This window comes from Gemmatimonadaceae bacterium (genome assembly GCA_036003045.1).
Taxonomy (GTDB): domain Bacteria; phylum Gemmatimonadota; class Gemmatimonadetes; order Gemmatimonadales; family Gemmatimonadaceae; genus JAQBQB01.
Genome location: DASYSS010000023.1, coordinates 63775 through 89273, shown reverse-complemented (window position 1 = coordinate 89273; position 25499 = coordinate 63775). Strand labels below are relative to the sequence as shown.

Here is a 25499-nt window from a genome sequence, read left to right as displayed (position 1 = left end):
GCGGTGGTGTCCCCCTGTTTGAGTGCCGCGTAGCCGTGTGCGTACTCGTGCGCGATGACCGAGAACAGCAGCACCGGCGCAGCCATCAACACATCTTGGATATGCAACGTCGGCAGTCGGGAGCGGGTTGGCGGTCGCCGGCCCGGAAGTGAGATGGCTCCGAGCGCGGGCCTTCGGTCCCGCGCGTAAGGTAGTAGTGCGTGAGGGAGGTGTCAAAGCATTATCGCGCCTTGACTTTCGCGTTGTTGAAGTCTAGCTTCAACCCCTCGCCGGAGCACCGTTGTTTCACTGGATTTGGAGAGTCGTTTTCGTGCCGAATATCGCGTCCGCCAAGAAGAACATGCGCAAAACCCGCGCGGCCACCGTGCGCAACCGTGCGCAACGAGCCGCCCTGCGGACGGCGGTCAAGAAAGCGGCGGCGCCGGGAGCCACCCAGGCCACGAAAGTCGCGGCCGTAAAGCTCCTCGATCGCGCGGCGCGAAAGGGCCTCATTCATCGCAACACAGCCGCGCGACGCAAGAGCGCGATCGCGAAAGCCGGGTAGCGAGGGACTCCCGAAGTCCGAGAACTGCCGAAGTCCGAAACTGCCCAAGTCCGAAACCGCCGAAAACCGAAACGGCCGGACTCCGAAGAACGACGCAACTGCGCGAGTCGGTATTGTGAAATGAAGAAGAGCCCGGGATCGCCGGGCTCTTTCGTTTTTCCTACACCGCCAGTCTTGTTTCACCAATCTCCGAGTTCGGCGGTGTCGCAGTTTGGCAGGTTCGGAGTTCGGGAGTCTCGCAGTCTCGGAGTTTGGAAGTCTCGGAATTTGGAAGTTTCGGTGTTCGGAAGGTTCGGCGCCGGCAGTTCTCTCTCAGAGAGCCGCGAGTTCAGCCCCACACCTCTCGCAGTACCACTCCGTCGGATAGTTCATCGCTCCGCACTCGCTGCACTTGAGCGTCTTCGACTGCTCCGTCTGTCCCGACGTGCGCAGTACGATCGGCGTGTTCGACGGCACGTTGGCCGCGAGTGGGCGCTCGACGCGCGTGGGATCGATTCGCACGCTTTCGACCAGTTGCTCCTGCGACGCACGGCCTCGCAACGGCACGTTGGCGCTTCCCACGTCGCGCGCGCGCGGCGGGGCCGGTGCTGTGGCGGACGCCGCTGGTCCATTGCCCTCGGGACCGACGACACCGCGCACGAACGCCATCTCGTCGAAGCGTCCATCGGGCGTGCGCAGCTGCCCGCGATCCGGCGGCGCCGGCTCGGTGGACGGGATGATTGGTTCGGCGCGCTCCGTCTTCGCGGCGGCCGACACGGCTGCGACCGCCGGAGCCGGCGGTGCGGCGGCCGGCGCGTGCACGGGCGCGGGACGCGGCGGCGCCGGCGGCGGCGGCGGACTGATCGGTGCCGCGGCGCGCGGAGGCGCGGCGGCAGGTGCCGGGGCCAAGGCTGGCGCCGGCATTTTCGGAAGACCGAGTGGCGGCGATTCGAGCGGTGTAGACGGTTGGCCCGGCGGCGTCGCGAAAGGCTTCAGCTCCAAGAGCGCGTCGAGCTCGCCGATTCGAGCCGACAGACCTGTCTTTTCGCCAACGAGTTGCTTGAGCGCATCGTCAACGGCCTTGAAGGCCGAATCGGCCTCGCCACCCTCGAGCTCGCCGACGTGCTGTCGCAACTCGAGCTCCGCGCGCTCGTCGCGGCGAAGTTGCTCTTCGGCCTCGAGCAGCGAACGGCGCGAGTGAAGGCTCGATCGCTCTTCGTTCACTGCCTGGCGGTGGACGGCCAGCTCTTCGTCGACGCGCTCCAACCGCCCGGTGTAGTCGGCTTTCACGCGCTCGAAGACGTGCTGCGGCGTGGTGTCTCGCCGAGCGTCGAGCGCCTGCAGCCACTTTTCGTATTTGCGGCGTTCGGTCAAAAGCGCCGGCAGTTCCTGTAGCGAGCGATTCGTATCGGTCATCGATGATCCTCGTGCCGCGAGCGAAGGGCGTCTACGTCGGCGACATTCAACTCCCGCACTCTGCCAACCGCGCGCGCCGCAAGCAGAATTCGCGCGGCGTGTTCGAGACTCTCCATTCTATGATGCGCCTCGGTCAGGGTCGCGCCGAGGGTCGTGGCTCCATGGTTGGCCAGCAAGAACGCGTCGTGGTGATCCAGATACGGTTCCAGCGCATCCGCCAACGCGTCGGTTCCGGGCGTGGCGTACGGCACCAGGGGTACCGCACCCATCTGCAAGATAACTTCCGGCAGCACGGGCGCCATAAAAGATTCGCCGGCCACCGCGAACCCGGTCGCTGTGGGCGGATGCGCGTGCACCACGGCCCTCACGTCCGAGCGCCGTGCGTAGATGCGGAGATGCATCGCAAGCTCGCTGGAGGGCGACAGGGTGCCGTCGAGCACCGCCCCCTTGTCATCGACGACGACCAGGTGCTCGGCGGTCACAATCCCCTTGGACAACCCGCTCGGCGTGACGAGAATCGAGCCGTCCGAGAGGCGCGCCGACACGTTACCGTCCGGACCCGCGATGAGCCCGCGCTCGTAGAGGCGGCGGCACACGCCGACGATCGCTAGCGCCAGCGCGTCGCGATCGCGCGCGCTCACTATCCCCTCGCTTTCCCCGCCCTCGCGGGCGCCGGCGCCGCGCCGTGCACGACGCGGCCGCCCACCAAGGTCCACCGCACGCGCCCGCGGAGCGTTTTCCCCGCGTACGGCGTGTTGCGCCCCTTCGACTTGAACGCCGCCGGATCGACCGTCCACTCGACGTCGGGATCGAACACCGTGATGTCGGCGACGCCGCCGCGACGCAGCGTGCCGCCGGGCAGCTTGAAGATGCGCGCCGGAGCACACGACATCTTCTCGACGAGCGTCGGCAGGTCGATGCGCTGTTGCGCGACGAGCCAGGTGAGGTTCACCGCGAGCGCCGTCTCGAGACCGACGATGCCGTTGGGCGCGTCCGAGAACTCGCGCTCCTTTTCGTCGTAGTGGTGCGGCGCATGATCGGTCGCGATGAGATCGATCGTCCCGTCGCGCACCGCTTCCTGAATCGCGGCGACGTCGTCCGCCGTGCGCAGCGGCGGGTTCATCTTCGCGTTCGTGTCGTAGTCGCCGACCGCTTCCTCGGTGAGCGACAGGTGATGCGGGCAGACTTCAGCCGTCACGTTGATGCCGCGCTCTTTTCCCCACCGAATGAGCTCGGCCGATCCGCGCGTGCTCATGTGGCAGAGATGGACGTGCCCCCCCGTCCGCCGCGCCAGAAGGATGTCGCGGATCGCCATGATCTCCTCGGCTTCCGACGGCACGCCCTTGAGCCCCAGGCGCGCGCTGACGATTCCCTCGTTCATCGCGCCGCCTTTGGCGAGCGTCGGCTCCTCGCAGTGATCGGCGACGGGAATGCCGAACGTGCGCGCGTACTCGAGCGCGGTCCGCATGAGGTGCGCGCTCACCACCGGCCGGCCGTCGTCGCTCACCGCCACCGCGCCGGCCGATACCATTTCTCCAAACTCGGCGAGCGACTCGCCTTTTTGGCCGACGGAGATGGCGCCGATCGGGTAGACGCGCGCCGCGTTCGCGCGCTGCGCTTGGCGGATGATGAAGCCGACCGCGGCTTGATTGTCCGTGACGGGATCGGTGTTCGGCATCGCGCACACCGCGGTGAATCCTCCCGCCGCTGCCGCGCGCGCGCCGGTCGCGATCGTCTCGACTTCCTCGCGCCCAGGCTCGCGCAGGTGGCAGTGCACGTCGACGAACCCGGGCGACACGACGAGGCCGGAACAGTCGAGGGTCTCGAGTCCGTCCCGCCCGTCGGCCTCGTTGCCGGCGCGCGGTCCGATCGCGGCGATCTCGCCGTCGACCACCAGCACGTCTCCCGTGGCATCGAGCGACTGCGTCGGGTCGATGATCCGCCCGCCGCGGAGGAGAAGCGCGTTGCTCACCGCTCGCCTCCTTTTTTCGCCGCTTCCGCCAGCTCCGGCCGTCCGCCCGAGAGGAGATAGAGCACGGCCATGCGCACCGCGACGCCGTTCGTCACTTGATCGAGGATCACGCTGAACGGACCGTCGGCGACGTCGGAATCGATCTCGACGCCGCGGTTCATCGGTCCGGGGTGGAGGATGAGCACTTCGCGCTTCGCCGCTTCGAGACGCTCGCGAGAAACGCCAAAAACTCTGTTGTACTCGCGAAGGGAGGGTATATACCCCGCGGTCATGCGCTCGAGCTGAAGACGAAGGACGTTCAACGCATCCGCCCACTCGAGCGCCGTCTCGACGCGGTCGAACACCGTCACGCCGAAGTCGTCGATCGCGCTCGGCAGCAGCGACCGCGGGCCGCAGACGGCGACCTGCGCGCCCATTTTGGTCAACCCCCAGATGTTCGACCGCGCGACGCGCGAGTGCAGCACGTCGCCCACGATGCACACCTTGAGTCCTTCGAGGCGCTTGAAGTGGTCGCGCAGTGTGAGCATGTCGAGCAGTCCCTGCGTCGGATGCTCGTGCGTCCCGTCGCCGGCGTTGATGACGTTCGACTCGATGCGGTCGGCGAGGAACCGCGCCGCGCCCGAGGCGGCGTGCCTGATGACGACCATGTCGATCCGCATCGCCTCGAGATTGCGCGCCGTGTCGACGAGCGTTTCACCTTTGCTCACGCTCGATCCGGACGCCGCGACGTTCACGGTGTCGGCCGACAGCCGTTTCTCCGCGAACTCGAACGACACGCGCGTGCGTGTCGACGCCTCGAAGAACAGATTCACGATCGTCGCGCCGCGCAGTGTCGGCACCTTCTTGATCGCGCGCTCGCTGATTTCCTTGAACGGCTCGGCGGTGTCGAGAATCAACCGGATTTGCTCACCGCTGAGCGGCTCGAGTCCCAGAAGATCCTTGCCGAGCGGATGCGTCACACCGTGTCCTCGCGCTGAGCGATGACGACGCCGTTCTTGCCGTCGATCTCTTCGACCAGAACGTCGACGCGCTGCGACGCGGGGGCCGAAATCTTCTTGCCGACGATGTCGGGTTGGATGGGCAGCTCGCGGCCGCCACGGTCGATCAAGACGGCCAAGGCGATTCGCCGGGGCCTTCCGAAATCGGCCAGCTCGTCGAGCGCGGCGCGGATCGTTCGGCCCGTGTAGAGGACATCGTCGACGATCACCACGCACTTGCCGTCGATGTCCACCGGGATCTCGGTCTGTCCGACGACCGGCCGCGGACCGACGGTTTGGAGATCGTCGCGGTACAGCGTGATGTCGAGTGCGCCTCGGGCGACGTCGGCCTTCTCACGCTCGCGGATCGTGGAGACGATTTGCGCCGCGAGCTGGACTCCGCGGCGCTGAATGCCGACGATGACGAGATCGTCGGTCCCCTCGTTCAATTCAACGATCTCGTCGGCCATCCGCCGAACGGTTCGGTCGAAGGCCCTCGCGTCGAGGACGGTGGTCTGTTTTGGCGGCGCGGCCATCGGGAGCACAATATAGAAGGGTCGGGACGCGATAGAAGGCCCGGTCCGGCTGTCACCCGAACGACAGGTCCGTCATCCCCGGGCGGCCGTACATTGAGTTCGACTCTCATCCGCCCACCACCGGAGTCGTCTCATGCGCTCGATTGTCGCCGTTCTCGCGCTCGGTGCCGTCGCGACGCTCCACGCGCAGGCCGCGGGGCCATACCAGATCTCTCATACTTATCCCGTCGGCGGGGACGGCAGTTGGGATTATCTCGTCCCCGACCCGGCCCACCACCGCGTGTTCATCGGCCGGCAGAACCGCGTGATGGTCGTCGACGAGAACGACGGCAAGCTCCTCGGCCAAGTGGCCGGCATCGACGGCGCGCACGGCACCGCGATCGCCGAGAGGTCCGGGCACGGGTTCGCGACGTCGGGCAACGACAGCTCGGTCGTCATGTTCGACCTCGCGACGTACAAGGTTCTGGGGCGCGCGCACGCCGCCGAGGACGCCGACGCGGTCATTTACGACCCGGCGTCGGATCGCGTCTTCACCTTCAACGGCGACGCGCACTCGTCGACGGTCATCGACCCTGCCACCGGCAAGACGATCACGAACATCGCCCTCGGCGGCAAGCCGGAGTACGGCGTCTCAGCCGGCGACGGCAAGGTCTACGCGAATCTCACGGACAACGGCGAAGTCGTGGAGATCGACGCGAAGAATCTCAACGTCACGCGGCGGTGGTCTACCGCGCCCTGCAAGAATCCCGTGGCGATGGCGATCGACGCTCGGCACAAGCGATTGTTCAGCGGGTGCCGCAGCGGCGTGATGGCGATCTCGGATTACGCCGCGGGCAAAATCGTGACGACGATCCCCATAGGCACGGGCGTGGACGGTGCGGGGTTCGATCCCGCCACCGGCGACGCTTTTGCATCGAACGCCGACGGCACACTCACGGTGATTCACGAGGACACGCCGGACACTTACCACGTGGTCCAAACGCTGCCAACCATGACCGGCTCGCGGAACATGGGGCTCGACCCGACGACGCACACAATCTTTCTCGCCGGCGCAAAATTCGGCGCCGCACCGGGGAACGCCGGCGGTCGACGAGGACGCGCGCCGATGGTCCCGGGTTCGTTCGTCGTGTTGGCGGTCGAGAGGACTCCCTAGGACGAAGGAGCCACCGGCGGCACGCGACGGTCTTCGGGTGTCCGTTCTTGGGATTGAAGGGGAAAGAATGTGACGGCGAGTGGCGCCTGACTCACCCGGGTCGTCCCGTGAGTGGTAGCTGCCAGAACCCACCCGCGACCCGTTCTCCTGCCAGTGCGCCTCTCCGGTTCCGACCTTCGCATCGCCGTCCGCTCGTTCGCGCGCCACCGCGGCTTCAGCATCGTCGCTGTCGTCTCGCTCGGCTTGGCGATCGCGCTCAACACGACGATGTACAGCGTCCTCGACGCGATGATCAATCCGCGCGTCGACGTGTCGCATCCCGAAGAGCTCTACTCCCTCAGCGTGTGGGGCGATCGGTTCGGAAAGATCACGCTTCAACAGCGCGCCGATATTCTCGGATCGGCATCCGGCATTCTGACAGCGACCGCAAGCTACCAAGGGGGCGCCTTCCGCGAGCCGGCGATGCTCGAGCATGGACACCGGTTGCGGCGCGGCGGAGTCGCGCAGGTATCGCCAAACATCTTTCGCTTTCTTGGCATCCGGCCGACCGAGGGTCGAGCCTTCACCGACGCCGACTACACCGATTCGTCTTCGCCCGTCGTGATCAGCACGGCGGTCGCGGGTGGACTCTTCCCGTTCGAGTCGTCGGTCGGGTCGACGATCAGCATCGACGGCGTGTCGCACCCGATCATCGGCGTCATCGATCGCGCGTCGCAGGTGCCGGGCGATCAGTTATCGGTGTGGATGCTCCCGCCACCGACCGTTCCGCTGAGTGCCCTGCCAGCAAACATCGCGCGCCTGCGCCCTGGGCTCACGCTCAAGCAGGCGCAGCCCACGATCGACGAGCTCTCGCACCGATTCGGCCTTCTCGCCGCGGCGGCCGGTGAGCCGCTCAAGGGCGCCGGCTTCCTGCTCAGGCCGATCGAGTACCGGCAATTTCATTTCGCCGGTTTTCACTTCGCGCTGATTGGCGCCGTGCTCGCGGTCTTGCTCATCGCCTGCGCCAATCTCGCGAATCTGCAGCTCGCGCGCGGTCTCGGGCGCAGCCGAGAGCTGGCGCTGCGAACCGCGCTCGGCGCGACGCGCCAGGACATCATCGCTCAGCTGCTGCTGGAGAGCTCGTTGCTCGCCGTGGCGGGGTTGACGTTCGGCTTGGTCGCGACGCTCTGGGCGAACAAGCTGCTCGAGGCGCACATTCCCCCAAGCGTCGCCGACTTCGTCGTGGCGCCGCAGACGAGCTGGCGCATGTTCGCGTTCGGGATCGTGGCCTGCGTCGTCTGCGTGGTCATCATCGGCCTCGTCCCGGCGCTTCACGTGTCGCGCGCCGACCCGAACGAGCTGCTCAAATCGGGCGCGGGGACCGGCGCGAACGCGCGTAACCGCCGCAAGTACTCGCTCATGATCATGGTCGAGATGGGGCTGGCGCTCGCCGTGTTGAGCGGGACGGCGCTCGTCGTGCGAAGCGCGTTCGTCTTTGATTCGTACGAGACCGGCTTCGATCTCAAGCCGCTGTCGGAGGCATGGGTCTTCAACCGCGCTCCTCACGTGAGCAAGCGATACGTGGACGCGGAGAACGAAGTTCTGAGTTTGATCGCCAGCGTCCCCGAGATCGCCAGCGCGGCGGTTCGATCCTTCGACTTCATGAAGGACAATGGGATCGCGGCCGTCGACGTGCACGGTGACAAGCGCGCCTATCAGGCGCTCCGCAAAGGCTACGACGTGGTGTCGCCCGGCTATTTGCGTACGATGCAAATCCCGATCATCGAGGGCCGCGATTTCCTCGATGGCGTCGGGTCGACGGGCGAATTGATCATCGACAAACAGACCGCGATGTACCTCTGGCCCGACGGCCACTGGATCGGAAATCAGATCAAGCTCGGCAGCGATTCCTCCCACGCTCCCTGGGTTCGCGTCGTCGGCGTCGCCGGACAGATCCGCAACTACGTCAATCAGCACGACGTCGACAACCCGCACGCGCCGCCGCCGCACTCGCTCGGGGCGATGTACTACCGGCCGGCGGCGACGGACTCGTTTGTCGCCAGCAAGTTCGGGTACACGGCGAACGTCATTGTTCGTGCGCGGCGCGATGCCGAACACATGCCCCTCAACGTCCGCCGCGCGTTCGCCAAGCTTCCTGCGTCGTGGACAACGAACGTGGAAACGATGGAAGACGCGATGGGACTCCTGCGGCTTCGCGAGAGCCACGACTTCGTGGCGGACATCTTCGAGCTGTTCACCCTGCTGGCGCTCGGTCTCGCGGCGCTCGGCATCTACGGCGTCGTCGCGCACTCCGTCGCCGAGCGCAAGCGCGAGTTCGGCGTCCGCATCGCGCTGGGCGCGGACACCCGTCACATCCTTCGCGCAGTTCTTCGCGAAGGCAACGCGGTAGCGCTGGGTGGAATCGCGGTCGGTCTGCTCTGCACGAAGTACACGATGAACTGGCTGTACGCCTTCTCGTTCGACGGCGATCAGTACGACGCGCCCCTCTTCGCCGCGATGGGCGCGGTCCTCTTCACCGTCGCGATCGTCGCGGCAGTCGTTCCCGCGCTCAAAGCGACGCGTATCGATCCAGTCGAATCGATGCGATCGGAGTAGGCCGGTCTCAGCGACCCAGAAGCGCCGCGTACACCTCTGACGGGAGTCGTGCCGCCAAGTCGGCCGTGTTCGGGATCTGGTTGATCATGAATACGACCGTGAGCTTCTCCTTCGGGTCCACGAACGCGATCGTGCCGTAGCCTCCGCGCCAACCGAACGTCCCGAGCGACTTCGGCCCATCCGCGCCGAGGCTGTCGATCGTGTAGAAGCCGAAGCCGAACCCCTGCCCCGGCACTCCATACCGCGCGCCAATCTGGTTGTGCGTCATGAGATCGACCGAGCGCGATGAGAGAATTCGCACGCCGCCGAGCGTGCCGCCGCCGCGGATCATCTCCAGAAACCGCGAGTAGTCGCTCGCCGTCGAGAGCAGCCCCGCCCCGCCCGCGAAGTTTTTGCGCGGGCCGTCCACGTAGTTGCCCTGTCCACGCGGCCCATCGGGCGCGCGAGCGGCGTGCTTCGTGGAATCGCTCGCGTAGACCGCGACGAGCCGCGCGCGCATTCCGGCAGGCAGGAAAAAATACGTCTCGTTCATGCCGAGCGGTGCGGTGATCCGATCGTGGACGTACTTGTCGAGCGGCATGCCGGCCGCGCGTTCGACGACGCATCCCAGGATGTCGAGGTTGTACCCGAATACCCAACGCTCCCCCGGCTGCGCGACGAACGGGAGGGTGCCGAGCCGCTCCATCGTCGCGCAGGCCGGTTCATCCTTGTCCGCTGTGTACCACCCGAGCCCAGCGCCCGCGCCGGGACCCAGCGCCTTGGCCGCGTAGCGGGCCGCGACCTGCGGCTCGAGTCCGTACGAGATCCCGGCCGTGTGGGTGATGAGATCTCGTATGATGATCGGACGGCGCGCGGGCATGAGGGTGCGGCCGCTGTCCCCCGGCGCGTCGCTCGCGACGAATGTCTTCGCGTAGGTCGGCAGCCAGCGCGACACCGGATCGTCGATCGACAGCTTGCCCGCCTCGGCGAGCTGCAGGATCGCCACCGACGTCACGGGCTTGGATTCCGACGCGATGCGGAAGATTGCGTCGGCGGTCATCGGCCGCTTCGCTTCTCGGTCCGCCCACCCCACGGCCCTTTCATGGACGACTTTGCCGTCGCGCAACACGAGCACGACCGCGCCGCCGATCCGGTTCGAGTCGACGTAGCTCTGCAGAAAGCGGTCGATGCGCGAGTGGTCCTGGGCGGCAACCGTTCGCGCTGGCGACAGCATGAGGCCGGCGACGAGCGCCGCCGCTGTGATTCGCGACGGCGGGGTGAAGCGCGCGACACGCGTCGGAACGGCACTCATCAAGCGCCTCCTCTTTGGGAGCGGCGTTAAGTCGTGGCTGCCGTCCTTGGTCAAACGGTCCCGGCGAGCGGGACCGGACAACGGTCGTTCTGATTATACACGATTTCGGCCGACGCCACGCGCGCCCGGCCGAGTGGGAATCAGAGAACCGAATCGCTTGGAGAGAAAGCGCCACTCGAGCATGGCGGCGAATCCGCTCAACACCATGCTGCCGCTGAGGTAGTACACCGCTTCGAGCGCGATGCGCGTGGGATTGTACTCGGCGAACGTTCCGCCCATGACGGCGTTCCCGGCGGCCAGACTGGCGCCCAGTACCATGCCGACGTGCAACACACGCTCTTCTATGAACAGATGGCGACCTAGCCGCCGGGCGTCCTGCCACGCCTCGCGATCCATCTCGTCATTCGACACGCAGGCGAGGAAGGCAGCAACCATGCCCTTGCCTGCGTCTTGGGCGGGTACCCTTCCCGCTCCGGCCGCCTTCGTCAGTGGATCAGCGCGTACATCAGATAGTTGACGCCGAGCTTGTACGCCTCGTTCGACTCGTCGATCGGGCGAAACCCCGACGCCGAGTATTCCCAGTAGTTCGAGAGGTCGGTGTTGAAGTTGATCATCACCATCAGGCGCTTCGTCCGATCGTTGCCCGCGAAGACTCCCTTGAAGACCGGCGGCCCGTAGTCATAATACTGCTTTACAATATCGAATGATGGAATGTCAAAGAACGAATGAAAAATCGGGTGGGACAGCTCCATGTCGATCGGATGAAGCCCCGGCAGCACGAGGCCGAGCATGGCTTCGAGGTTGGTCCACCCCGATTGCCCGCGCCGTGTGTCCTCCCGCGAGTCGTCGATGATCAGGAAGCCGCCCTTGAGCAGGTATTTCCGCAGCGCCCCGACTTCCTTCTCGTTGAGCGTCAGGTAGCCGCCCTCGACGAGGAAAGCCACGGGGTAGCGAAACAACGCCGGATCGTCGATCGCGATGACGTTGGTCGCGTCGAGATGCGGGCGAAGCGTGCTGATGTCGGCCGTGATCTTGAGCAGGTTCGACTCGGCCGTCCCGTGATCCGTGTACCCGTAGCCGTGGGCCCACGACGGCTCGCCGCGATAGTAACACTGCCCCGGACCACCGGTGTATTTGAGTCGCGCGAACGTGAACCGGCCGTCGTACGGGATGTTGTAGATCGGCGGGTCCGGGCAGAGGTAGCCGCTGAACCCGTTGCGTTGGCCCGTCGCCGGCGGCGTCGCGGCAAACAGCAGCAGTGTCGCCGTCGCGGCGACGATCCGTCTATTCACAGACCGCGGTTCTCCGGAGATACGTCGTGAGCGCCGCGTTGGTCACGTCGCGGATTCTCGCCGAGACCGCGGGGTGATGGATCTCGGCCAGAACGCGGTCGGTCAGCGGGCCGAGGAAGCGCGCGTACTTGGAGAGCGACGTCTGATCGTCGGCGTCGATCGCGGCGCGCACCGCTTGTACCGTCGCCGGCGGGAACAGCTCCAAGCGTCCGACGAAGACCCTCGCGACTCGCGTCGGCGCCGGCGTGATGTCCAGCGGAAGAACGTCGTCCACCATGTGCCGCGGCATGATGTAGAACACGCGCAGCCCGTCCTCGAACCACGAGTCGCGCCATGTCTCCACCATCGCCGAAGCTTCCTTGGCGGTGAGTCCCTGCGCGGCGAGCGTCTGCTCGAGCGTGTGGCGCAGTCCGTCCATGGTTCCGTCGAGCGCGGGCGGCACCGACAGCAGGTCGCCGCCGATCAACCCCAGGACGCGGTATCCGAGCTTCGCGCCGCGCCGTTCGAAGAGAATGGTTGCCGGGATTTCATTCGCCGAGAGATTCTTCAGCAGAACCCGACCGTCGCTCTCGAACGACGCGCCGAGCGGAACGTCGAAGTCGGCGACGCCGCGATAGAAGAGGAAGCGCTCGCGCGCTCCGCCCACGGACAAGGGCGCGGCATCGGTGCTTCTGGCCGCGTAGTACCGCGACTCGACGCGCTCGGTCGGGAACACCGGCGCGGCCGTCGGCGTCACCCGCACCGCCGGCCAATCGATCACGCCGGTCGTCGCCGCATCGTGAAGCGTCGCCGCGCTCACGGCTCCTTGTGAAACGGTGGCCGGTGGAAACCACTCGGTCATCAACCCGTGATGGAAGCTGACGCGGACGTGCACCGTCGTGTCGCGGTCCGAGTAGAAGTAGAGGACCGGCGTCTCCATCCGAACGCGCGCCGCCATCTGACGGCGGGCGAGGTCATAGGTCGCGGACGCCACGGCGGTGGCGACGGTGGTTCCCGCGGGCCGAGCGGGCAGTGTCTTGACGAATTGATCGTTGTTGAAGTGCTGCACGAAGCACGGCAGGTCGCTCGGCCCGCCGAGCGGCAGCCAGTCGATCGCCCGGCCGTCGGCGCCGGCGACGCTGGTGAATGTTCCCCACTCGTGCACCGTGAGCTCGCCGGACTTCGCTCGCGGCAACTCGGCGACTCGCGCGCTGATCGACACGCCGGCCGACATCGCGAACACCCCTGCCATCACGGAGCGACGCATGCTCCTCTCCTGAACGCTCGATGATTGGACGACCCCACGCCGACATTGTGAGTCACACCTTCGAACGTTCGATCGTTTGCCTGGTATGAAGCTCGCACGGCGGACTGATCACGCCAGTGCCGTTTGTTTCTCTTTATACACTGGAGGTTTCGCTCATGCGCCATCTCGTGCTCGCCGCGCTCGTGACGCTGTCATCGACGGCTTCGGCGCAGCTCCGCGTTTCCGTCGGAGCCGGCGCCGGTTTGTCGGGTTCGACTGAATCTTCCCTCTCCGATGGAAGCGGCGCGCCGGTTCTCATGGCCGAAGTCGTCCGGCCGCTCTTTCCCGGCCTCGGTCTGGGCGCGGAAGTCGACTACTGGAAGGGTCGCGTATCACAGGTGGCGTTCGCCACGGCGCTCGTGCAGGCGCACCTCCCGGTCATCCCACTTCACGTGAAGGCCGGACTCGGCTACGGCAACGGCGACCCCGATGGCAATGGCAACGTAGCCGGGCTCGCGGGTCAGCTCGGCGCGATGTACGACATCACGTTTCCCGGCGCGCCGGTTGCGCTCAGCGTCTTCGCCAACGCGTTGCTCGCGCACGCGAAACTGCGCAGCGTGCAGACCGTCGACGCGGGCTTGGCCATTACGTGGAAATGAGCATCTGAGCTCGTTCGCTGGTGGCTTCATTTATGCGACCTGATGGGCGCCACCACGAACTCCCTTCACGCGAGACGAGGAACCAATGGCGAGAATGGACAGCTCCGGAGACTTTTCGCGATCGGCCGATTTGCAGCGGGCGTCTGACGAGGTGATCGCTCGATTGGAAGGGCTCGGCATCGCGCTCAACGGCGACGAGAGTCCCGAAGCGTTGATCCTCGTGCTCGAAGAGGTGGAGCGGTTCGAGGAGGCGGTTGAGGAATGCGGAGGCGATCTGATGCTCGACGAAAATCCCCCGGGCACCGTGGCGCAGCCTGACGATCCCCGTTTCGCGCTTCCGCTCCGTCGGGCCGACGAGACGATTCGCTCGTATCGCGAACGGCTTGCCCGCGCGACGGACGACCTGGTCAGCCAACAGGAGTAGACGACGCGAGAGAACGGCGAAGGGGGAGCGACGGCACAGCAACAACCGGCGAACATCGACGAAGACTGAGAACGGCGTCCAGAGCGAAGCACCGCTCTCGGCGCCGTTCGGATTTTGTATCCTCGCCTTTTCGCTCTTTCGGCGCCGCGGGCCGCGCATTACTCTACCTATGTAGAGTTCTACCTACCTCCGCTCCCGATGCCTTCTTTCCGCTTGACCTACCCCACCGCGATCGTGCTGCTCGCCGTCACGCGTGGTTTTCGTCACGGCTTCGACATCATCGACGTGTCGGGACTCAAGAGCGGGACGGTCTACCCGATTCTCCGCCGGCTCGAAGACGCCGGCATGCTTCGCGCGCGGTGGGAATCCGTCGCCGACGCGCGCGACGCGCAGCGGCCGCCGAGACGCTACTACCAGATCACCGGGGCCGGCTCGCAGGCGTTGCGCGACGCCCACGAGCGATATCCCGGACTCGCGCGCACCCTCGCGCCCGGCGCTACGCCCGCCACCACGTGACCGCGCACGATCAAGGGCGCCTTCCAGGCGAGACGCTCGTACGCCTCGCGGCCTACGCTCTCCCTGCGTCCCGACGCGAGGAATGGCTCGCCGAGTGGCTGGCCGAATTGGAGTGGAACTGGCGGGGCGATCCCCAGGCGCGACGCTCGCCCCGCGATGCATTCCGGCTTCGGCTGCGATGCGTCGGCGCGATCGTCGACGCGGTGACGCTCCGACGCCGCATCGAGCGCGGTGACGAGAGTCGCTCGCACAGCATGGCGGGCGACGCCTGGTTTGCCGTTCGGTCGCTTCGCCGTACGCCGATGTTCACGGCCGTCGTCGTCACGACGCTCGCGCTGTGCATCGGCGCGACGACGTCGGTGTTCAGCATCGTCGAGTCGGCGCTCCTCAACGGCCTGGGCTACCGCCAGATCGACCGGCTCGTCGCCGTCTGGTCCGACAATCCCAAGGAGAGCAACGACCACTATCAGGTCTCGGTGGGCGACTATGTCGACTGGCGGGCGCGAACGCATTCGTACGCGCAGCTCGCCGGCTTTTTTCCGTCGTGGAATGCGCTCTACGCCGGACCCGATGGCATGGAGCGAATCGACGTCGGCGCGGTATCGGCGAATTTCCTCCGGACGCTCGGCGCGTCGCCGTCGCTCGGCCGCGATTTCGCCGACGGCGAGGACCGCCCGGGAGCGGCCGGCACGGTCATCCTGTCGCACGACTTCTGGTCGCGTGCCTTGCAAGCCGACCCGCGGATCGTGGGCCAATCGCTCACGTTCGACGGCAAACCCTACGTCGTGATCGGAGTCCTCAGCTCGCGCTTCGTGTTTCCACAGGCGAGGGTCGACGTGCTACTCCCGCTCTCTGTGCTCGGCACGTACCTCGAGCGGCGCGAAGTGCACATGCTTTCCGTCGTCGGGCGGCTTCGCGATGGCGTTGTCATCGACGCCGCTCGCCGCGAGGCTGCTCCGATCGCGGCCCAACTCAGAGAGGAACACGCCAAGGAAGACGGCGCGCTTGGGATCACCGTGCGTCCCCTGCGCGACGATCTGGCCGGCGAGGTGCGGCGCCCCATTCTCATACTGTTCGCCGCGGTCTGCGCCGTGCTTCTCATCGGGTGCGCCAACGTGACGAATCTCATGTTCGGCCGCGCGTGGAGCCGCCGTCAGGAGCTGTCGGTGCGAATGGCGATGGGTGCGTCGCCCGGAGCCATCGTCCAGCAGCTGCTCGTGGAAAGCGCGGTGATCGCGATCGCCTCTGGCGCGGTGGGTGTCGCGCTCGCGATGGTCGCCACGCGCGCCCTCTCGAGTCTGCTGCCGTTGTCGATCACGCGACTTGGACCGGTCGCGCTCGACGGACGCGTGCTCGCGTTCACGCTCGCCGTCAGCGTCGTCGTGACACTCGCGTGCGGCGCGGCGCCGGCGCTCGGCGCGGCGCGAGGCACGTCGGGCGGAACACTGGTCGCGTCGGCGCGAATGTCACACGGGCGCAGCACGCGCCGCATGTACCGAGCTCTCGTCGTCGGCGAGCTCGTACTCGCGCTCGTGCTGACGGCGGGCGCCGGACTCCTCATCAATAGTTTTGCTCGACTCTCCGGCGTCGATCCCGGCTTCCGCCGGGATCGCGTCGTTCGCATGAAGTTCGCCCTGCCGCAGAATACGTACGCGACGCCCGCGTCGCGCTTTCGGTACAATCAATCGTTGCTCGAGCAGGTACGCGCCCTTCCCGGCGTACGCGCTGCCGGGACGATCAACCGGTTCCCGCTTCACGACGGCATGGTGACCACCGCCGTCATGGTCGAAGGCGATCCGGCGCCGCCTCCGGGATTGGCTCCCACCGCGGACTATCGGATCGCGAGCGTCGGGTACTTCCGCGCCATGGGAATCTCGATGGCAGCCGGCCGCGACTTCGCGGCGACGGACAACACCGACTCGACGGCGCACCTCGTGGTGATCGTCAACGAGACCGCGGCGAGAACGATTCTTCATTCGCCGAATCCAATCGGCAGGCGCGTGGGGCTGGGTGGAAACGCCCGCCCGCTGTTCACGATCGTGGGCGTCGTCCGCGACGTGCATGACCCGTCGCTGCGCGAGGCGCCGCGTCCGCAGGTGTTCTTGTCCGCCCAGCAGGCGCCGCAAAGCGGCGGCAATCTCGTCATCTATTACGAGGGCACCTCGGCGCCGATCGTCGCCCAAGTGCGCCGACTGGTGCAATCCATCGACAACGGCGTCCCGCTGTTCGACGTTCAAACGATCGGCGACGTGCTCGACAAGGCCAGTGTCTCGGACCGCTTCACGACGGTGGTTCTGAGCGCTTTTTCGTTCCTCGCGCTTTTATTGGCGGGGCTGGGGACGTATGCGGTGATGGCGTACGGCGTCAGCGAACGCACGCGCGAGATCGGCGTCCGCATGGCGCTCGGCGCGCGCGCGACGGACGTGCTGGCGATGGTGATGCGCGAAGGCGCGGTGCTCTTCGCGCTCGCGCTGCCCCTCGCCCTCGGCGGCGTGTGGGCCGGCACGCGCGCGATGCGAAGCTTGCTGTTCGACACCGCGCCCGACGACCCGCGAACGCTGGCCTTTTCCATCGCCGCACTCGCGGTTGCGACGGCCGTCGCCTGCTATCTGCCCGCGAGAAGAGCATCGCGCGTCGACCCGACGACCGCGATCCGCGGATGACTTCCCCGATTCAGAAAGGACTCTTCATGATCCGTTCGCGACGGCTCAGTTCGCTCGCGACCGGCTCCGGAGCCGCGATATGTTGGCACCTCCTCAGCCGAGCCGCCAACATGTCGCCGCGCTACAGTGTCGCTATCGCTCTCGCCGTTGCGTTCTTCCCGGCGCTCCGAACGGAGTCGGTCGCGGCGAGCCACGCACGGTCCGGCCATGTGGCGGCCGATCCCGACGCGTGCTCGCTGCTCACTCAGGACCAGGTGAGCGCGGCTATCGAAGCGAAGTCCCTGCCAGGGGAGCCTTCCGGCAAAGGGAAGGCGTGCATCTGGTCCGACGACCCCAAGCACGACGTCGGTCATCGGCGCGTCACGATGTCGATCGGCTCGCTCATCGGATTCAACAACGGCAAGTCGATTCCGAACATCAAGACCGAACCGGTGACGGGGCTCGGCGATGACGCCTACTACATGATCTATCGCGCCGATGGACCCCTGCTGGTGGTGCGCAAAGGCAACGTGGTATTCACCGTCCGCCTTCTCGACGGATTGAAGCTGAAACCAATCGGGGAGGCCCAGCTGAAGGCCCGCGAGCTCGCGCTCGCGAAGGACGCCGTGGCGAAATTGTAGAACCGAGTCTCAAGCAATCCCGGTCCCCACTTCGGTCAGTTCATGAGCTTGCGCGCGAAATACACGTACTCCAGCGCCGAGGTGTGCGCCTGCTCGGCCAGGTTCGCGCCGGCGCCATGTCCTCCCTCCGTCACCTCGAAGAACATGTAGGGCAGACCCATCGCGGCCATCTTCGCCGCGAATTTGCGCGCGTGCTGCGGGCCGACGCGGTCGTCTTTCGTCGTCGTCCAGATGAGCGGCTCCGGATACTTCACGCCGGCCTTCAAGTTCTGGTACGGCGAGATCGACGCGAGAAACGCGCGCTCGGCCGGGACGGACACGCTGCCGTACTCACCGACCCACGAAGCGCCGGCGTCGATCTGCTCGTAGCGCAGCATGTCGAGGAGCGGCACCTGAATGTCGACCGCGTTCCAGAGATCGGGATGCTGCGTCATCTCGACGCCCATGAGGAGCCCGCCGTTCGATCCGCCCATGATGCCGAGGCGGCGCGGACTCGTGATCTTGCGCGAGATCAGATCCTGCGCGACGGCGGCGAAGTCGTCGTAGATCACCTGGCGATGCGTCTTGAGCCCCGCTTCGTGCCAGGCCGGTCCGAATTCTCCGCCGCCGCGAATGTTGGCGAGAACGAACACGCCGCCGTGCTCGAGCCAGAGCTTGCCGACGGTTCCTGAATAGGACGGCGTGTTCGTGACCTCGAATCCACCGTACGCGGTCAGGACCGTCGGGTTGGCGCCATCGAGCTTCATGGCCTTCGGATGCACGACGAAGTACGGCACTTTGGTTCCATCCTTCGACGTCGCCTCTCGCTGCTCGACCGTATCGCGCGACGCGTCGAATTGCGCGCGGAGCGTCTTCGTCACGGCGATGGTCGCCGCGCGCGCGTCGGCGAGCCAGACGCTGCTCGGCGTCAAGAACCCGGCGACGTTCACGAACGCTTCCGTGCCTTGCCGGTTCACGTCGGAGATCGAGACCGCCAGGTTGTCGGGAAGCGACAGTTGCGCGCGCGTCCACGTTCCATCGGCCGCGCGCGTGAACACGAAGGCCCGTCCGCGGACGTTTTCATAGACGGTGGCGACCAGCCGGTCACGCGTCGCCGCGGCGCCGTCGACCGACTCGCGCGGTCCGGGCTCGAAGACCGCGACCGGAGCGAGGCGCGTCGGACTCGTCGCCGCTTTCACGACGTCGAAGGACGCCAATGACCCCGTGCGGATGTGCGCCGACCCTTCGTCCCATGGCTCCGACAGCTTGACGATCACCTGGCCGTCGACCATGCCGACGGGTTGCGACTTTGCCGGCAAGGCGAGCTTCGCGACCCCTGACGTGCCGACGTTGTAGTACTCTGTTTGAAAAAAGCTGACACCTCGATATACGATCACGATCCGGTGACCGGCGCCGTCGTAGATGCTCCCCGGGCCGACCGAGACGTCCTTGGCGACCCCGCGGAACACTTCCACCGCCGCGGAAAGCGGCTGCCCGCGCACGAGTCGCTTCACCACGTACGGATAGCCCGACGCCGTCAACTCGCCCTTGTTCCATTCGCGCGAAATGAGGAGCGTGTCTTCGCCGACCCACGCGGTATTCTGTTTCCCGTGCGGCAGCACGAAGCCGTTCTTGGGGAACGAGCGCGTCGCGAGGTCGAACTCACGCACCGTGATCGCGTCTTCGCCGCCGTCGGACAGATTGAGCAGGCACTTTCGTTCGGCGGGCAACGCGCAGTCGGCACCTTCCCAAACCCAATTCGCCTTTTCGGCGCGCGCGAGGGAGTCGAGGTCGAGCACCGTCGTCCATTGCGGCGATGCCGTGCGATAACTGGCGAGCGTCGTCCGACGCCAGATGCCGCGAACATGCGCGCTGTCCTGCCAGAAGTTGTAGAGCTGGCCGCCCAAAAAGTGAACGCGGGGAATGCGATCGCTCGCCTGCGCCACGGCGAGCGCGTCGTGATTCAACGACGCGAAGCGAGGGTCCTTCTCGAGCACCGCCATCGTCTTCGCGTTCTCGGTCGCGACCCAGGCCATGGCGCGAGCGCCGCGCTGATCCTCGAGCCACAGATACGGATCCGAAGGAGAGCCCGATGCTCCCGCCTGTGTTTGCGCCCCCGCCGAGGCGCGGGCAAGCGCGAAGAGGGCGAGCGAGAGCGAGAGGACACAGCGGGACATCGCGGCTCCGTGAGAGAGGGACTCGCTCGGGAATTGAGGAGTTAGCCACGAGGGACGCAAGACAGGCTTGCCGGTCCGCGTCGTTGCGCTATCGCATGTTCCCCGTATGCCCGAGAGAATACCGCCCCGGCTGTGGCCAAACGCACAAGCCGTGCGGCTCATTGCCGACCGGAATTCGGTGGGTGAGCGTGCCGGTCGCCGTATCGAATACGTAGACCTCGCGGTCGTACCGCCCGCTCACCCACAACTCCTTTCCATCGGCCGTGACGTTCCCCATGTCGGGGCTTCCGCCGCCGAGAATCGTCCATGTCGAGACGACTTTGCGGGCAATCGGGTCGACGACGCTCACCGACCCTTCGCCGTGTGGGTGCGCGATGAGCGTGTTCCACCCGCGATTCGTCACGTAGAACAGCCGGCCGTCGCGGCTCGGATAGATCCCGTGCGTTCCCTTCCCCGTGTGAATAAAGCCGATCTGCCTGAACGCAATCGGGTCGATGAGACGAACGCCGTCGGCCTTCATGTCGGCCACGAAGAAAACGCTCCCGTCGGGCGACGACCGGATGTCCTGCGGCATGGCGCCCGACGTATCGTCGAGCGCGAGGTATTCGACCGGTTTCTTGTCGGTGAGGTCCACCTTCAGGAGCCGCCCGTCGAACTCGCACGTCGCGATGGCATAACGGCCGTCGTCGGTGAATTCCATGTGGTCGATGCCGCGGCAGTCGGTCTTGACCGACTGCAGGAGTTCCATCGTCACCGGGTCGTGAAAATCGAGTTGTTGGTGCCCCTCAGCCACCACGATCGCGAGCCGCCCGTCGGGGCTGTAGTACATGTTGTACGGATCGACCACGTGAACCGGCGTGCCTTCCTTGCCCGTGAACGGATCGATCGGCGTGAGCGTGCTCGAACCGTTGTTGAGAACCCACAGCGTGGTGAGGTCGTACGACGGCACGACGTGCTGCGGCACTTTGCCGGTCTTGAAGGTGGTGACGACCGTGTAGGTCGTCGGGTCGATGACACTCACCGTTCCCGAACGTGAGTTCGGTACGTAGACCAAGGGCTTGGCCCGGGCGGCCACGGGCGAGAGGGCGTTGGCGCCGGTCGCCGCGTAGATGTTGACGACGCCTTTGGGATCCTCGACCTCGCCCGCCGCCGTGTACGCCGTGTAGTGCCGCTTGCCGTCGGCGGCGACGAGACGGTCGCGTTCGTCGCGCGAGCCGCGGCAGGCGAGTCCGAGGAACAACACCGGGCTCAGGAACCGCAGACACATCCTTGTCGCTCGCATACCTGCCCTCTCGAAAGGCAAGAGCGATTCCCCGGCGCGGCCGCTCCCCGTGACAGCGATTGGAGGGTTCTCCATATTTGCGCGACTCGCATGCGCGGACCCGACACGACGCCGCGACACCCGCGCGGCATCCCCACGAAGCCTCCGCATCGAAGACCGTGACTGAATCCACGTCCGCCGACGCAATCGGCGCCGCAGTCGACGGCCGATACCGGATCGAGCGCGAGATCGGGCGCGGGGGCATGGCCACGGTGTATCTCGCCGACGACTTGCGTCACGGACGACAGGTCGCGCTCAAGGTGCTCGATCCCGAGCTCGCGCACGCCGTCGGTCCGGAGCGATTCCTCCGCGAAATCGAAATCGCGGCCCGGCTCAGCCATCCGCACATCATGCCCCTCTTCGATTCGGGCACCGCGAGTGGACATCTGTTTTACGTGATGCCGTTCGTGCGAGGTGAATCGCTGCGGCAGCGGCTCGAGCGCGAGCGGCACCTTCCGGTCGCCGACGCCCTCGCGATCGCGCGCGACGTGTCCGAGGCGCTCGAGCACGCGCACGCGCGCGGCGTGATTCATCGCGACATCAAGCCCGAGAACATTCTCATCTTCGAGGGCCAAGCGATCGTGGCCGACTTCGGCATCGCCCTCGCCGCGAGCGCCGCCGCCGACCGGCGTCTCACCGGCACCGGCCTGATCGTCGGCACGCCCGCGTACATGAGTCCCGAAGCGCTGCTCGATGAGGGCAGCGACGCGAGAAGCGATCAATACAGCCTCGCCTGCGTCGTCTACGAAATGCTCGTCGGCGAGCCGCCCTTCGCCGCGCCGAGCTCACAAGCGATGATCGCGCGCCGTCTCATGGACACGGCGCCGTCGATGCGCCGGCTCGGTTCGACCGTGCCCGTCGCGGCCGACGATGCCGTCAAGCGAGCGTTGGCCAAGGAGCCGGCGGCCCGCTTCGCGTCGGTCGCGGATTTCGCGCGCGCGTTGACCGCACCCAGCGAGCGGCGGTCGAAGAGCGTCGCCGTGCTCCCGTTTTCCAACTTCAGCGCCGACCCCGAGAACGAGTACTTCGCCGACGGCATCACCGAGGACGTGATCGCCCACCTCTCGAAGATCCGGTCGCTCAAGGTGATCTCGCGGACGTCGGTCATGCCGTACAAGAAGCGCGAGCAGAGCCTCAGCGAGATCGCGGCCACGCTTGGCGCGACGACGCTGCTCGAAGGAAGCGTACGACGCGCCGGCGACCGGGTGCGCATCGTCGCGCAGTTGATCGATGCCGAATCCGACCGGCACCTGTGGGCGGAGACGTACGATCGCAAGCTCGTCGACATCTTCGACATTCAGACCGACGTCGCGTTGCAGATCGCGGCGGCGCTCGAGGCGGAGCTGACCCGCGACGAAGAATCGCGGGTCCGCAAAGAGCCGACGCGCGACATCCAGGCGTATCAGCTCTTCCTGTTCGGCCGTCAGGCGCTCATCAAGTACACTGCCGAGCGGATGGAGACGGCCATCGATTTCTTCGATCGCGCAATCGCGCGCGATCCGTCGTTCGCGCTCGCGCACGCCACGAAGGCCCTCGCGTACATCGAGCTCGCCGAGATCGGCGCGATGATTCCCGAGCGCGCGTTCGAGAACGCCGCGGCCGCGGCCAATCGCGCATTGACGTTGGACCCCGACTCGAGTGAAGCGCATTGTACGATCGGCCATCTCAAGATGACGCGTGAGCTGGATTGGGCCGGCGCCGAGGAGTCGTTCAAGCGGGCGATCGACCTCAATCCCAGCGGCGCCGACGCGTACGACTTGTGCGGCCGCCTGTGCGCCGCGACCGAGCGATACGACGACGCGCTGGCGCTCGTGGCCCGGGCCCAGGAGTTGGACCCGCTCGCACACCGGCTGGACATGGCAACGACGCTGCTGCGCGCCGGACGGTACGAGCAGGCCACGACGGCCGCACGAATCGCGGTGGATCTGGATCCGTCGGGCGATCGTGCACGCGCGACGCTCGGCTGGGCCCTCTTCCTCGGCGGCTCTCGCCAAGAGGGATTGGCCGAGCTCGAAGAGGCCGTTTCCATCTCTCAGGGCGCGTCGTTCTGGTTGGGGCAACTCGGCGAAGCCTACGGCCTCGCCGGCCAGACCGATCGCGCGCGCGACGTGCTGCGGCGACTCGAGGAACGGGCGACGAAGTCGTACGTCTCGCCCTACACGTTCGCCTACGTGTACACGGGACTCGGCGAGGCCGACCGGGCGATCGAGTTGCTCGAGCAGGCGGTCGCCGCGCGAAGCGGGGCGGCGTATGGCATCAAGGGATCGTTTCTGTTCGCTGGGCTGCGGTCGCACCCGCGATTTCAAGCACTGTTGCGACGGATGCGTTTGCCTTGATCTCGCGCCGGCATCGTGTCGCCGGATGCGTGAAAAATTGGTCCGTTCGACCCCAATTCGTATGACCGCGGGCCCGAAGTCTGCGGCCTTCGGCCAGTGGCGCCTCCCCATGATTTCCACTGGGTGCCAAGGAGGAAGCGTGCGCAGCAGAAGTCACGGCAGCCGCAGCCGGGGAAGCAAGAGCCACCGGAGCAATCGGCCCCGTCAGACGTCTCGAGAGAATACTCATGAGACCGTCGGCGACCCCCGCCGCGAAAGCGGCTTGCCCGGCGGCGGCGCCGGCCGACGCGACGAAGTCGGTCCGACCGGCGTCCATCCGATGTCGGCCGGCATTCCGAAGGGCAAGCACCTCGAGATCCGCACGCCGGCGGCGTGGGGCCAGGGAGAACGCGGCGCGGCGGGCTTCGAAGACTCGGGCGGATCCGAGCTGATCTATCGCGACGGACAACTGCTGGGCGGCACGACAGCCGGGCCAGGCGGCGAGCCAACGATCGACATTCACGGAGGGGCATCTCAGCCCCATCCGGAGGACACCACCGAACTCAGGAGGGACAAGACGAAACGTCGCAAGCGCAGGAAATGATGACCCTGTCTGTTTGAAGGAGGTACATATGAATTCCAGAATCTTCCTCGCCGTCGGCGCGGCCGCCGGCGCGATGTGGGCTTCGGGATGCACGCGAACGGTCGCCGAGTTGAGTCCGGCGCCGGGAGCGACGCGCGTCTCGGGAACAGGCGAAGGCGCCACGGCGACCATCGCCTCGGTCCAGGTGATCGCACGCACGAAAGCGTGGCACTGGGAGCCGGCCGATCTCGACACGAAGGTCACGCCGATGCTGGTGGAGCTCCAGAACAACGGGACTCGGCCGGTCATCATTCGCTACAATCACATCTCGCTTACGGATGACGCGGGCAACCGCTTCGCGGTGATGCCGCCGTACGACATCGACGGCACGTTGTCCGAGTCGTACACGGTTCAGAATCCGTATTATGGATTCAGCCGGTTCTCCGTCGCGCCGTACTTGTCGCGCTGGTATCCGCGCTTCTCGCGGTACAATGGCGCGTTCGCGTACGATCCGGCCTACTATCGGCCGTACTATACGCGATATGTGAACGTTGCTCTGCCGACCCCCGAGATGGTGCAGCGCGCGCTGCCCGAGGGCGTGATGGCCCCAGGCGGACACGCCGAGGGGTTCGTGTACTTCGAGGCATTCCGCCGCGGCGCGAAGACGTTGACGCTCAACGTGGACGTCGTCGACGCGGTATCGGGTGCTGTGCTCGGCACGGCTCAGATCCCGTTCGTGGCGAGCTGACGTCGGTCAACCGCCGTTGCGTCCTCCGTGGCGCAACGGCGGGCTCGCGCGGCGGGGAACGGGCTAACCGACGATCACGGTTCCAGCCGCCGCGTCGTACTGTGTCGGATACGACGTGAGGCTGCTCGTGCGTTGCCCACCGAGCCAATGCCCCGAGAAATCGAACTGCGCGCCGTGTCCCGGGCACAAGAACCCGTAGCTCGCCGTGTTGACGGTGCTCCCGGCGTGCGGGCAGATTCGCGACAACGCGACAAACGTCGATGTGCTCGTCCGAACGATCGCGAGCGGGTTTCCGTTCGCATCGACGTATGCGACGCCGTCGACGTTGGCCAGCGTCGGATGCTGCGACAGCGTGATCGTGATCGGCTGCGACAAGCTTCCGGGCGCCGTCGGAGTATTCGAGAGACCGCACGCCGCGAGAGCGGCCGCGATGGCCGTCATTCCGCTTCGGGCGAGGAACACGCGCCGATCGATGTCGTCGGCCCGGCGCGCCATGCACGGGCAACCCGCCCGG

Annotated in this window: 23 protein-coding genes; 11 read left to right on the top strand and 12 right to left on the bottom strand. The window is 66.4% G+C overall.

All coding sequences use genetic code 11. The annotated features are described in order from the left end of the window. The first annotated feature begins 310 nt into the window (after positions 1 to 310). Positions 311 to 544, top strand: a complete 234-nt coding sequence (gene rpsT, locus VGQ44_05505) for a 30S ribosomal protein S20 (GenBank protein ID HEV8446251.1) — start codon at positions 311 to 313, stop codon at positions 542 to 544. Positions 545 to 856: 312 nt separating this feature from the next. Here rpsT and VGQ44_05500 read toward each other — a convergent pair whose 3' ends face one another. Genes VGQ44_05500 through pyrR form a run of 5 tightly spaced genes read right to left on the bottom strand, consistent with a single transcriptional unit; the run spans position 857 to position 5424 of the window. Next, on the bottom strand, positions 857 to 1939 hold the full coding sequence (locus tag VGQ44_05500) for a Ran-binding zinc finger domain-containing protein (GenBank protein HEV8446250.1): 1083 nt from the start codon (positions 1937 to 1939) through the stop codon (positions 857 to 859). Beyond that, the gene (locus VGQ44_05495; GenBank protein ID HEV8446249.1) at positions 1936 to 2580 is read right to left on the bottom strand and encodes a class II aldolase/adducin family protein; all 645 of its coding nucleotides are present in this window, start codon (positions 2578 to 2580) and stop codon (positions 1936 to 1938) included. Before VGQ44_05495 ends, VGQ44_05500 begins: the two co-directional genes overlap by 4 nt. Further along, positions 2580 to 3911, bottom strand: a complete 1332-nt coding sequence (locus VGQ44_05490) for a dihydroorotase (protein ID HEV8446248.1) — start codon at positions 3909 to 3911, stop codon at positions 2580 to 2582. The genes VGQ44_05495 and VGQ44_05490 overlap by 1 nt, the downstream gene beginning before the upstream one ends. Further along, entirely contained in the window at positions 3908 to 4870 is a 963-nt protein-coding gene (locus VGQ44_05485; GenBank protein HEV8446247.1) for an aspartate carbamoyltransferase catalytic subunit, read from the bottom strand. Before VGQ44_05485 ends, VGQ44_05490 begins: the two co-directional genes overlap by 4 nt. Continuing rightward, positions 4867 to 5424 carry a bifunctional pyr operon transcriptional regulator/uracil phosphoribosyltransferase PyrR gene (gene pyrR / locus VGQ44_05480; GenBank protein HEV8446246.1) on the bottom strand — a complete coding sequence of 186 codons (558 nt, stop codon included), beginning with the start codon at positions 5422 to 5424 and terminating at the stop codon, positions 4867 to 4869. The genes VGQ44_05485 and pyrR overlap by 4 nt, the downstream gene beginning before the upstream one ends. 133 nt (positions 5425 to 5557) lie before the next feature. On the opposite strand from pyrR, the gene VGQ44_05475 reads away from it, so the two are divergent. Then, positions 5558 to 6577 carry a hypothetical protein gene (locus tag VGQ44_05475; GenBank protein HEV8446245.1) on the top strand — a complete coding sequence of 340 codons (1020 nt, stop codon included), beginning with the start codon at positions 5558 to 5560 and terminating at the stop codon, positions 6575 to 6577. Between the two features lie 153 nt (positions 6578 to 6730). Continuing rightward, entirely contained in the window at positions 6731 to 9172 is a 2442-nt protein-coding gene (locus tag VGQ44_05470) for an FtsX-like permease family protein (protein HEV8446244.1), read from the top strand. A gap of 7 nt (positions 9173 to 9179) precedes the next feature. Here the strand turns inward: VGQ44_05470 and VGQ44_05465 are convergent, their stop codons facing one another. The 4 genes from VGQ44_05465 to VGQ44_05450 form a co-directional block, all read right to left on the bottom strand. Beyond that, entirely contained in the window at positions 9180 to 10463 is a 1284-nt protein-coding gene (locus tag VGQ44_05465) for a serine hydrolase domain-containing protein (GenBank protein ID HEV8446243.1), read from the bottom strand. A gap of 93 nt (positions 10464 to 10556) precedes the next feature. Further along, positions 10557 to 10898, bottom strand: a complete 342-nt coding sequence (locus tag VGQ44_05460) for a hypothetical protein (protein ID HEV8446242.1) — start codon at positions 10896 to 10898, stop codon at positions 10557 to 10559. Positions 10899 to 10948: 50 nt separating this feature from the next. Beyond that, positions 10949 to 11755 carry a DUF4159 domain-containing protein gene (locus VGQ44_05455; GenBank protein HEV8446241.1) on the bottom strand — a complete coding sequence of 269 codons (807 nt, stop codon included), beginning with the start codon at positions 11753 to 11755 and terminating at the stop codon, positions 10949 to 10951. Continuing rightward, the gene (locus tag VGQ44_05450; protein HEV8446240.1) at positions 11748 to 13001 is read right to left on the bottom strand and encodes a hypothetical protein; all 1254 of its coding nucleotides are present in this window, start codon (positions 12999 to 13001) and stop codon (positions 11748 to 11750) included. The genes VGQ44_05455 and VGQ44_05450 overlap by 8 nt, the downstream gene beginning before the upstream one ends. A gap of 155 nt (positions 13002 to 13156) precedes the next feature. On the opposite strand from VGQ44_05450, the gene VGQ44_05445 reads away from it, so the two are divergent. The 5 genes from VGQ44_05445 (at position 13157) to VGQ44_05425 (ending at position 17862) form a co-directional block, all read left to right on the top strand. Further along, positions 13157 to 13639 carry a hypothetical protein gene (locus VGQ44_05445; protein HEV8446239.1) on the top strand — a complete coding sequence of 161 codons (483 nt, stop codon included), beginning with the start codon at positions 13157 to 13159 and terminating at the stop codon, positions 13637 to 13639. An 85-nt stretch (positions 13640 to 13724) separates the two neighbouring features. Further along, a complete protein-coding gene (locus tag VGQ44_05440) occupies positions 13725 to 14063 on the top strand; it encodes a hypothetical protein (GenBank protein ID HEV8446238.1) in 339 nt (112 codons plus the stop codon). A 198-nt stretch (positions 14064 to 14261) separates the two neighbouring features. Next, a complete protein-coding gene (locus VGQ44_05435; protein HEV8446237.1) occupies positions 14262 to 14579 on the top strand; it encodes a PadR family transcriptional regulator in 318 nt (105 codons plus the stop codon). Further along, the gene (locus VGQ44_05430; GenBank protein HEV8446236.1) at positions 14576 to 17242 is read left to right on the top strand and encodes an ABC transporter permease; all 2667 of its coding nucleotides are present in this window, start codon (positions 14576 to 14578) and stop codon (positions 17240 to 17242) included. Before VGQ44_05435 ends, VGQ44_05430 begins: the two co-directional genes overlap by 4 nt. A 26-nt stretch (positions 17243 to 17268) precedes the next feature. Further along, positions 17269 to 17862, top strand: coding sequence for a hypothetical protein (locus VGQ44_05425; protein ID HEV8446235.1), 594 nt, complete (start codon positions 17269 to 17271; stop codon positions 17860 to 17862). Positions 17863 to 17897: 35 nt separating this feature from the next. On the opposite strand, the gene VGQ44_05420 is transcribed toward VGQ44_05425, so the two are convergent. Together VGQ44_05420 and VGQ44_05415 are read right to left on the bottom strand one after the other, a co-directional pair. After that, positions 17898 to 20018: a prolyl oligopeptidase family serine peptidase gene (locus tag VGQ44_05420; protein ID HEV8446234.1), complete on the bottom strand. Its 2121-nt coding sequence runs from the start codon at positions 20016 to 20018 to the stop codon at positions 17898 to 17900. 88 nt (positions 20019 to 20106) lie between these two features. Then, positions 20107 to 21300, bottom strand: a complete 1194-nt coding sequence (locus VGQ44_05415) for a hypothetical protein (GenBank protein ID HEV8446233.1) — start codon at positions 21298 to 21300, stop codon at positions 20107 to 20109. A gap of 158 nt (positions 21301 to 21458) precedes the next feature. Here VGQ44_05415 and VGQ44_05410 point away from each other — a divergent pair, with 158 nt between their 5' ends. The 3 genes from VGQ44_05410 to VGQ44_05400 all read left to right on the top strand — a co-directional run bounded on the left by VGQ44_05410 (position 21459) and on the right by VGQ44_05400 (position 24985). Next, on the top strand, positions 21459 to 23675 hold the full coding sequence (locus VGQ44_05410; GenBank protein HEV8446232.1) for a protein kinase: 2217 nt from the start codon (positions 21459 to 21461) through the stop codon (positions 23673 to 23675). Positions 23676 to 23937: 262 nt separating this feature from the next. Further along, positions 23938 to 24258 (top strand): hypothetical protein, encoded by a 321-nt coding sequence (locus VGQ44_05405; GenBank protein HEV8446231.1) that lies wholly within the window; start codon positions 23938 to 23940, stop codon positions 24256 to 24258. 28 nt (positions 24259 to 24286) lie between these two features. Next, positions 24287 to 24985 (top strand): hypothetical protein, encoded by a 699-nt coding sequence (locus tag VGQ44_05400; protein ID HEV8446230.1) that lies wholly within the window; start codon positions 24287 to 24289, stop codon positions 24983 to 24985. A gap of 63 nt (positions 24986 to 25048) precedes the next feature. Here VGQ44_05400 and VGQ44_05395 read toward each other — a convergent pair whose 3' ends face one another. Continuing rightward, positions 25049 to 25480 (bottom strand): Rieske (2Fe-2S) protein, encoded by a 432-nt coding sequence (locus VGQ44_05395; GenBank protein ID HEV8446229.1) that lies wholly within the window; start codon positions 25478 to 25480, stop codon positions 25049 to 25051. Positions 25481 to 25499 lie beyond the last annotated feature (19 nt).